This window comes from Thermus caldifontis, assembly GCF_003336745.1.
In the GTDB taxonomy this organism is placed as follows: domain Bacteria; phylum Deinococcota; class Deinococci; order Deinococcales; family Thermaceae; genus Thermus; species Thermus caldifontis.
In genome coordinates this window covers 1-6,429 of the sequence record NZ_QGMX01000036.1, presented here as the reverse complement: position 1 = coordinate 6,429, position 6,429 = coordinate 1, and the positions used below count along the sequence as shown (strand labels likewise).

Genomic DNA, 6,429 nt, shown 5'->3' with positions numbered 1-6,429 from the left:
CTGGGCCGTCCAGCTCACCCCATCCGGGGAGGTGAGGATGGCGCCCCCATCCCCCACCGCCACAAAGAGGCCGTTCCCGTAGGTGACCTCATTGAGGGGTGGGTACGTCTGCACCACCCGCCAGCTCTGCCCTGCGCTTCCTCCGCCTTGCACCGTGACCTGAAGGGTAGCCGTCCGGGTCACGCTACCCCCCGTGGCCGTCACGGTGAGGGTGTAGTCCCCTGGGGACACGGTAGCATCCGCGCTCACCGTCACCACCTGGCTTTGGGGATTGGGGCCGGTTATGCTCCAGGGATTCTCTTGCCAGCTCACCCCCATTCCCGGGAGAGCCCCGTTCACGCTCAGGCTCACCTGCCCCGTGAACCCGTTCTGGGGCGTCAGGGTCAGGGTGGTGGTCCCGCTACCCCCCTGCTGCACCGTGAGGCTCGTGGGGTTCAGGGAGAGGGTGAAGTCGGGGGCCGGGGGTGGGGCCTGGACCGTGAGGCTAAGGTTCGCCGTCCTGCTCAGGTTCCCCGAGGTGGCCTTCACCCGCAGGGGATAGGTGCCCGGCTGGACGCCCTGGGCCACGCTGAGGGTCAGGGCCTGGGTCACGGGGTTCGGCCCGGTCACGCTCACGGAGGTGGGGCTCAGGCTTATGCCCTGGGGTGCGGGAGAGCCATCCTGCCGTTCCAGGGTGAGGCTCACCTGCCCCGTGAACCCGTTCTGGGGCGTCAGGGTCAGGGTGGTGGTCCCACTACCCCCCTGCTGCACCGTGAGGCTGGTGGGGTTCAGGGAGAGGGTGAAGTCCGGGTTGGGTACCCCAAGGGCCACCGGGTCCTGAATGCGTCCGTTAGCCTGCCCGTCCGCATCCAGAGGCCCTCCGTCCCGCACCTGGAAGGTGGCGGTCCTGCCCTGGAGCTGGGCCCCCTGGATGGGGGTGCAGTTCCCGTTCAGGCACTTGAGGAGCACCGCCCCCTGGGGGAGGTCCTGGGGGAAGGTGAGGGTCACGGTGAGGGTGCCCCCCGTCTGGGGCACCTGGGCAGTGAAGCGGATGCCCCCATAGGGGGTCTGGAAGCCTTGGGCGTTCACCTGGGCGCTCGTAGGTCCCTGGGTGAAGCTCCCTCCCTGCAGGGCCACCTGCACGGGGCCACCGGGGGTGTTCACGGTTCCGGTGGTTGGGGCGTTACCGCCACCGGTGTTGCCCCCGCAGGCGGCGAGGAGAAGGGAAAGGAGAAGGGCCACTAGCCGATACCAAAAGCCGGTCTGGGAGGTTTGCATCTTTCCATCACCTCCTCACCTTCCACCCTAGCCAGGGGACCTTACACGGGACTTAACAGGAGGGGGGTGCCCTGCCCAGGTGGGGTGGTCTCCCGGCCTTGGGGCTGTTCCCAGAGTAGATGTCCTCGCCTAACCCCGGAGCTAGGGGCTAAACGAGGAAAGCCTTGGTAGACTGCCCCTCGAGGTGCCCCATGCTGGACTTCTACGCCATCCAAGACCTCCTCACCCCGGAGGAGAAGGAGATCCAAAAGGCCGCCCGCCGCTTCCTAGAAAGGGAAGCCCTGCCCTACATCGGCCAGTGGTGGGAGGAAGGGGTCTTCCCCACCCATCTCATACCCCGGTTTGCGGAGCTAGGCTTCCTAGGCCCCACCCTGCCCCCGGAGTACGGGGGAGCAGGGGTCAGTAGCGCCGCCTACGGCCTCATCGCCTACGAGCTGGAACGGGTGGACTCGGGGCTTAGGAGCTTTGTCAGCGTGCAAAGCTCCTTGGTCATGTACCCCATCTACGCCTTCGGCAGCGAGGAGCAGAAGCGGGAGTTCCTCCCCAGGCTGGCCCGGGGGGAGATGGTGGGGGCTTTCGGCCTCACCGAGCCCGACGGGGGCTCCGACCCCTACGGCAACATGAAGACCAGGGCCCGCCTCGAGGGGGACACCTGGGTGCTAAACGGCACCAAGATGTGGATCACCAACGGCAACCTGGCCCACATCGCCATCGTCTGGGCCAAGGACGAGGAGGGGCGGGTCCTGGGCTTCATCGTCCCCACCGACACCAAAGGCTTCCAGGCCCGGGAGGTGAAGCGGAAGATGAGCCTAAGGGCCTCGGTGACCAGCGAGCTGGTGCTGGAGGAGGTGCGGGTACCCGAGGCCCTGCGCCTGCCCAAGGCGGAAGGCCTGAAAGCCCCCCTCTCCTGCCTCACCCAGGCCCGCTTCGGCATCGCCTGGGGGGTTTTGGGGGCCTTGGAGGCCGTGTACACGGAAGCGGTGGAGTTCGCCAAAAGCCGGAGCACCTTCGGCGAGCCCATCGCCAAAAAACAGCTGGTGCAGGCCAAGCTGGCGGAGATGTTGGCCGACCACACGGAGGGGCTCCTTCTCGCCTGGCGCCTGGCCCGGCTCAAGGACGAGGGGAAGCTAACCCCGGCCCAGGTTTCCCTGGCCAAGCGGCAAAACGTATGGAAGGCCCTGAAGGCCGCCCGCCTAGCCCGGGACATCCTGGGGGGAAGCGGCATCACCCTGGAGTACCACGCCATCCGCCACATGCTTAACCTGGAAACCGTCTACACCTACGAGGGTACCCACGACATCCACACCCTGGTCCTGGGGCGGGAGGCCACGGGGCTTAGCGCCTTTTAGGCCATGGTCATCGCCTTCACCGGGGACCCCTTCCTGGCCAAGGAGGCCCTTCTCCAAGAGGCTTCCCTCAGGGGGCTTACCCGCTTCAGCGAACCCACCCCGGAGGCCCTGGCCGAGGCCCTAAGCCCCGGCCTCTTCGGGCAAGCCGGGGCCCTCTTGGACCTCAGGGAGGTGGGCGAAGGGGAATGGAAGGCGTTAAAGCCCCTTCTGGAAAACGTCCCCGAAGGGGTGGCCGTGCTGATCCTTGATCCTAAGCCCACCACCGCCCGGGCCGCCTTCTACCGCACCCGCGAAAGGCGGGACTTCCCTACCCCAAGGGGAAAGGACCTGGTGCGCCACCTGGAAAACCGGGCCAAGCGCCTGGGGTTTCGCCTGCCCGCCGGCATCGCCCAGTACCTGGCCTCCCTGGAAGGGGACCTGGAGGCCCTGGAAAGGGAGCTGGAGAAGCTTGCCCTTTTGGAACCCCCCCTCACCCTGGAGAAGGTGGAACGGGTGGTGGCCCTAAGGCCCCCGGTCACGGGGTTTGACCTGGTGCGGGCGGTTTTGGAAGGGAATGCCAAGGCCGCCTTCCGCCACCTCAAGCGGCTAAGGGAGGAGGGGGAGGAACCCTTAAGGCTCCTTGGGGCCTTCGCCTGGCAGTTTGCCCTTCTGGCTAGGGCCTGGATGCTCCTCGAGGAAAACCCCAGGCCCACGGAAGGGGATCTGGCCCGCCTCGAGGCCCATCCCTATGCGGCCAAGCGGGCAGTGGAGTTGGCCCAAAGCCTCTCGGGAAACGCCCTCAAGGCCAGCCTGGAAGCCCTCATAGAAGCGGAACGCCGGGCCAAGGAGGGCAAGGACCCCTGGCTGGCCCTGGAGAGGGCGGTCCATACCCTTCTGAACACCCTTCCCCGGGGCTAGGCACCCGTGCCCCCGGCGGTTGACTCGCAGGTCAGTTCCGGGATAGGCTTAGCCCATGCTACATCCGGACGTGGTGGCGGACCTCCTCAAAAAGGCCCTCAAGGGCGGGGCCGACTTTGGGGAAATCTACGTGGAGCGCTCCAAAAGGAGGCGCATGACCGTACGCTTTGGCAGGCTGGACGAGGCCATCTCGGGGCTGGACTACGGGGCGGGGTTAAGGCTTTTCTTCGGCACCGAGGTGGTCTACGCCTACACCAACCAGCTCACCCGGGAAGGGCTTCAAGAAGCCCTGGAGACCCTGCTTCGGGCCAAAGGGGCCCTGGGGCAGGTGGACGAGCGGGGGGCTGGGGGCCTGGACTTCCGCAAGGCCTCCCCTAAAGGCCTCCACACCCCCAGGGTGCCCTACGGGGAAAAGGACAAACGCTTCCGCTTGGAAAGGCTATTGGAGGCCGAGGCCGGGGCCCGGATCGCCCCCGAGATCCAGCAGGTGGAAACCAGCCTGCAGGAGTGGGAGCAGGAGGTCCTGATCGCCAACACCGAGGGCACCTGGGCCGAGGAAAGGAGGGTCCGCACCCGGCTACTCGTGCTGGCGGTGGCCCAGGAGGGCACGGAGGTCCAGACCGGCTACGCCGCCCCCGGCAAAAGCGTGGGCCTAGAGCTCTTTGACCTCTACCCACCCCAGGAGGTGGGGGCCAAGGCGGCCCGCCAGGCCCTCACCAACCTAAGGGCCAAGCCCGCCCCCGCGGGCACCATGCCCGTGGTGGTGGGGAATGCCTTTGGCGGGGTCATCTTCCACGAGGCCTTGGGGCACCTTCTGGAGACCACCAGCGTGGCCAAAAAGGCCAGCGTCCTGGCCGACAGGCTTGGGGAGGTGGTGGCCAGCCCCGTGGTCACCTACGTGGACGACGGTACCCTGCCCCACGCCTGGGGCTCCACGGAGGTGGACGACGAGGGCCGCCCCACGGAGCGCACGGTGCTAATAGAAAAGGGCGTCCTCAAAAGTTACATGGTGGACCGCCTGGGCCACCTCCTCACCGGCTATCCCCTAACCGGCTCGGGCCGCCGGCAGGACTACACCCTCGCCCCCACCTCGAGGATGCGCAACACCTTCATCGCCCCAGGGGACAAGGAGGTGGAGGAGCTCATCGCCAGCGTAGAGTTTGGCCTTTACGCCAAGGACCTAGGGGGCGGGCAGGTGAAGCCGGGCTCGGGGGAGTACAACTTCGCCGTGCAGGAGGGGTACATCATCCGCCACGGCCGCCTGGAGGAGCCTGTACGGGGGGCCATGCTGGTGGGCAAGGGACCCGACACCATCAAGAAGGTGGCGGCGGTGGCCAAGGACTGGGAAAACGCCCCCGGCATGTGCGGAAGCCTTTCGGGAATGGTGCCGGTGGAGGTGGGCCAGCCCCACGTGCTGGTCTCGGAGATCGTGGTGGGGGGTAGGGCATGACGCTGGAGGAAGCCAAAAGGTACCTCTTAAGGCGGGCCAAGGAGCTGGGCCTCGAGGCGGAGGTCCTCTTCCAGGAGGAGCGGGAGCTCTCCTTACGGGCCCGGCAAGGCACCCTGGAGGAGATCAAGGAGGCCCGGCAGGGGGGGATTGGCCTGAGGGTCCAGGTCCAACGCCGCTTGGGCTACGCCTACACGGAGGAGCTCTCCCCGGAAGCCCTGGAGTGGGCCCTCTCGGAGGCCCGGGACAACGCCCTCCTTGCGGGCAAGGAAGGCCTCATCCCCCCGGGCCAGGCCCTGGGAAGCCATGACCTTATAGGGGAAGGGCTTTCCGCTCCCCTCGAGGCCAAGAAGCAAAGCGCCTTGGAGCTGGAAAGGGCCCTATGGGAAGACTCCAGGACCCGAAGCGTCCTCATGGGGGGCTATATGGAAAAGGAGGTCCGCCTGGCCCTGGCCAGCACCCTGGGCACCGAGGGAGCCTTCCGCACCGGGCTTGCCGGAATGGGGGGAAGCCTGGTGATGGCCGATGGTCCAAGCCTCAAGCAGGGCTGGGACTTTCGGCTGGCCAAGGAGTTCCACGCCCTGGACCCAAGCCGCACCGCCTTGGAAATCCGGGAGAAAACCGCAAGGCTATTAAACGCCAAACCCCTCCCCACGGGCCGCTACCGCGCCTACCTGGAACCCAAGGCCATGGCGGGCCTCCTCCTCGTGCTTTCCCGCTCCCTTTCCGCCAAGAGCGCCCTGGAAGGCAAAAGCCGCCTCCTAAACCGCTTAGGGGAAAGAATCGCCTCGGAATGGGTCACCCTGGTGGACGACCCCACCTTGGAAAAGGGTTTGGTTTCCCGCCCCTTTGACGCCGAGGGCACCCCAGCCCGGCGCACGGCGGTGGTGGAAAAGGGAGTCTTCAAGACCTTTCTCCACAACAGCGAAACCGCCAAAGCCCTGGGCCAGGAGAACACCGGCCACGCCTTCCGCACCTACCGGGGGGTTATGGACGTGGCCCCCACCAACCTCTACCTGGAACCCGTGGGTAACCTACGCCTGGAAAAAGGCGTGCGGATCACCGAGTTCATGGGCCTCCACGCCGGGGCCAACCCCGTGAGCCTGGACTTTTCCCTCCAGGCCCTGGGGCTATGGGTGGAGGAGGGGGAGGTGCGGTATGCGGTGGAAAACTTCGCCGTGGCCGGGAACCTCCTGGAGCTTCTAAAGGCCATAGAGGCCGTGGGGGACGAGCTAGACTGGGAGGTGATGGGAAGCGCCTTTGGAAGCCCCATGGTGGCGGTGGCCGAGCTTTCCTTTGCGGGCGCTTAGGATGTAGGATGGTGGTTTTTGTTAAACTAAAGGCATGGCCACCGTCTCCACCAACCCCAAATACCACCAGATAACCCTAGCCCGAGGACCGCTAGAATATCATATACCTTCGTTTGCTACTTGACACCACTAGCAGACATGAGAGATAAGGGGGGTGCCATGCGCAACG

General features: G+C 66.2%; 5 protein-coding genes. 4 read left to right on the top strand and 1 reads right to left on the bottom strand.

The window, feature by feature from the left end; all coding sequences use genetic code 11:
* Window positions 1-1,257: COG1470 family protein (locus DK874_RS11510; RefSeq protein WP_240307675.1), on the bottom strand; the 1,257-nt coding region annotated here is incomplete at its 3' end.
* Window positions 1,258-1,448: 191 nt separating this feature from the next.
* On the opposite strand from DK874_RS11510, the gene DK874_RS11500 reads away from it, so the two are divergent.
* From DK874_RS11500 to DK874_RS11485, 4 genes are read left to right on the top strand one after another with little or no spacing between them, the layout of a single operon-like run.
* On the top strand, window positions 1,449-2,606 hold the full coding sequence (locus DK874_RS11500; protein ID WP_114314161.1) for an acyl-CoA dehydrogenase family protein: 1,158 nt from the start codon (window positions 1,449-1,451) through the stop codon (window positions 2,604-2,606).
* Between the two features lie 3 nt (window positions 2,607-2,609).
* The gene (gene holA / locus DK874_RS11495) at window positions 2,610-3,503 is read left to right on the top strand and encodes a DNA polymerase III subunit delta (RefSeq protein WP_114314160.1); all 894 of its coding nucleotides are present in this window, start codon (window positions 2,610-2,612) and stop codon (window positions 3,501-3,503) included.
* 55 nt (window positions 3,504-3,558) lie between these two features.
* On the top strand, window positions 3,559-4,953 hold the full coding sequence (locus DK874_RS11490) for a TldD/PmbA family protein (protein WP_114314159.1): 1,395 nt from the start codon (window positions 3,559-3,561) through the stop codon (window positions 4,951-4,953).
* Window positions 4,950-6,260 carry a TldD/PmbA family protein gene (locus tag DK874_RS11485; RefSeq protein WP_114314158.1) on the top strand — a complete coding sequence of 437 codons (1,311 nt, stop codon included), beginning with the start codon at window positions 4,950-4,952 and terminating at the stop codon, window positions 6,258-6,260. The genes DK874_RS11490 and DK874_RS11485 overlap by 4 nt, the downstream gene beginning before the upstream one ends.
* The last annotated feature ends 169 nt before the right edge of the window (window positions 6,261-6,429 follow it).

Excerpts from the sequence above, each read along its gene's own strand:
- DK874_RS11500 (WP_114314161.1), top strand. The coding sequence starts at position 1,449 with ATGCTGGACTTCTACGCCATCCAAGACCTCCTCACCCCGGAGGAGAAG.
- holA (WP_114314160.1), top strand. The coding sequence starts at position 2,610 with ATGGTCATCGCCTTCACCGGGGACCCCTTCCTGGCCAAGGAGGCCCTT.
- DK874_RS11490 (WP_114314159.1), top strand. The coding sequence starts at position 3,559 with ATGCTACATCCGGACGTGGTGGCGGACCTCCTCAAAAAGGCCCTCAAG.
- DK874_RS11485 (WP_114314158.1), top strand. The coding sequence starts at position 4,950 with ATGACGCTGGAGGAAGCCAAAAGGTACCTCTTAAGGCGGGCCAAGGAG.